This window comes from Nitrospinota bacterium, from assembly GCA_035528715.1.
Classification (GTDB): Bacteria; JADFOP01; JADFOP01; order DATKYB01; family DATKYB01; genus DATKYB01.
Window position 1 is genome coordinate 1 of record DATKYB010000152.1, and the last position, 2,295, is coordinate 2,295.

A 2,295-nucleotide genomic window follows, 5' to 3' on the forward strand; every position below is an offset into this window, starting at 1 on the left:
ATAATGGATGATAAACCCTATAATTTTATCAAGAGTTTCGATCCTAAATGGGACTCGAAGAAGTTTAGGGGGTTTGTTCATCGGTTTAATAATGGAGAGGATATGGCATGTTTCATTTATTTGATAAAACAGGTCATCGACTCGTATGGTTCAATACTCGATTTTTTTAAAAAAGGATATAGAGACGAAGATGAAAATATTGCTTCAGCCCTTACAAAATTCGTTAAAGGATTTTTAGAAATGGACTGTTCTCCTTTTTATAATGGGAATGGTCTTCCCAAAGATGCGGGGGTAAGATTCTTTCTCCCTTCTCCTGAAGGCGGAAGCGCATGCAAGAGACTTAACCTCTTTTTACGCTGGATGGTAAGGAGAGGAGATTCTATAGATTTTGGTATCTGGAAGGATATTTCACCGTCAAAACTCATTGTTCCTCTTGATACCCATGTTGCTCGAATTTCCAGACATTTGGGATTAACAAAGCATAAGAATCCAAATTGGAGAATGGCTGCAGATATTACAGCCAATTTAAAAAAGCTCGATCCAAATGATCCGGTAAAGTATGATTTTCCCCTCTGCAGACTCGGAATCATGAATTATTGTCCTAAAAAAAAGGATCATAAAAAATGTAAGGCATGTGATTTAAGACCGGTATGTCAGCTTTAATCCCATCTTCTTGAATCTCTTTTAAAATAAGTTTAGACAATATGGGTACCGGTAAGAATGGTTGATGTTCCCATGCTTAGAGATTCTCTCTCTACTTTAAAGCCATATTTTTTCAGGGTCAATTCATATTCATAAGACCAGTTTGTCGATCTGATGAGCTTTGGAAGTTCAACAAATACCTCCTTCCAGCTGGTCAAGAAATAACCCGAAAACCTCAATAAGAAAAAATAAAAACCCCATGCCGCTCTTACAAGTCTGTTTTGTGGGTAGGTAAAGTCATGAAGGATTATTTTTCCTCCTGGTTTGAGATGATCTAAGCAGGTCTTGATAAGAACCTCTGCTTCACAGTATTTCGATATATAAGATGAAGTAATGCAGTCGAATTTATCTTTTAGGATGAGTTTTTCTGCGTCTTGATTTAAAAGAGATATTTTATGATGGGGATTCAGCTTTTTCCTTGCTTCACGAAGATAACTTTTTGTTATATCAACCCCTATTATCTTTGCATGAGGAAATTTTTCACATATTTGAAAGGTAAGAATTCCTGTTCCACAGGCAAGGTCGAGGATGGAGCTACAAGGTGGAATTTTTTTTAGAATCTGTTCCTTCCAGTATTTGTCATTTCCAAGGGTTGTCCATTTTACTACGGTGTCATACGTTTTTGCTGTTTTCTCAAAAAATAGGGGAACTAAGTCTTTTGGGGATTTCTCCATTAAGGTGGTATTCAAAGAGGATTATTTATTATATTGTCTATGTATGTTTCTATATCTTCTCTATCAGAAGAATCCTTTGATGAGCTTAAATAAATAAAAAATTCAATATTTCCTTTTGCGCCTAAAAGAGGAGATCTCATCATTCCCTTTACCTTCCATCCCATTTTTTTTGAAAGCTGAGCTATTTTTAAAAGGACCTTTTTGTGTTTCGTTTTATCTCTAATAATACCCTTTTTTTCAACCTCTTCCTTCCCAACCTCGAATTGGGGCTTGATAAGGGCAATAACCTCTCCATTTTGAGCTAAAAGTCTAAATACCAAAGGAAGGACCAATTCAAGCGATATAAAAGAGACATCTATGGTAGCCAAATTGATTCTATCCTTTATCATCGAAGGGTCTAAGTAACGGATATTGACCTTCTCCATATTAATAACTCTGGGATCATTTCTCAGGTGCCAATCTAACTGCCCATATCCCACATCTATGGCATAAACCTTTTTCACTCCCCTTTCCAAGAGAAAATGGGTAAATCCTCCTGTTGATGCACCGATATCCATTGCTATTTTATCTTTTAAATCCAGAGGAAATGCCTTGAAGAAACCCTCAAGCTTTTCACCGCCGCGGCTTACATAAGAGGAGGAATTTTGTTTGATTTTAATATTGGAGGAGGATGATACCTTTGTTCCTGCTTTATTGATTATAGTCCCATCAACAAAAACCTTACCAGCTAAAATCAGGGCCTTTGCCCTTTCTCTTCCTTCAGCCAGCCCCTTTTCTACTAAAACCTTATCCAGCCGTTCTTTTCCCTGCATTATTTAGAAAAGATAAGAAAAAATTTTTATTTTTCTTGGAATTCAAAAGAGATTTTAGCTCTAAGACAATCCCTTCTTCACAGAGTCCATACCTTTTTCTAAGAATT

3 protein-coding genes are annotated in these 2,295 nt (G+C 36.4%); 1 reads left to right on the top strand and 2 read right to left on the bottom strand.

Annotation, left to right across the window (positions count from 1 at the left end):
- Nucleotides 1–663, top strand: a 663-nt coding sequence (locus tag VMW81_10535; GenBank protein ID HUU51376.1) for a TIGR02757 family protein, incomplete at its 5' end; no start/stop codon positions are given.
- A 32-nt stretch (nucleotides 664–695) separates the two neighbouring features.
- Here the strand turns inward: VMW81_10535 and VMW81_10540 are convergent.
- A complete protein-coding gene (locus VMW81_10540; protein ID HUU51377.1) occupies nucleotides 696–1,376 on the bottom strand; it encodes a class I SAM-dependent methyltransferase in 681 nt (226 codons plus the stop codon).
- A gap of 11 nt (nucleotides 1,377–1,387) precedes the next feature.
- Nucleotides 1,388–2,188, bottom strand: coding sequence for a TlyA family RNA methyltransferase (locus VMW81_10545; GenBank protein HUU51378.1), 801 nt, complete (start codon nucleotides 2,186–2,188; stop codon nucleotides 1,388–1,390).
- Between the last annotated feature and the right edge of the window lie 107 nt (nucleotides 2,189–2,295).

Coding starts and splice junctions, on each gene's coding strand:
- VMW81_10545 (HUU51378.1), bottom strand. CDS start 2,188: ATGCAGGGAAAAGAACGGCTGGATAAGGTTTTAGTAGAAAAGGGGCTG.
- VMW81_10540 (HUU51377.1), bottom strand. CDS start 1,376: ATGGAGAAATCCCCAAAAGACTTAGTTCCCCTATTTTTTGAGAAAACA.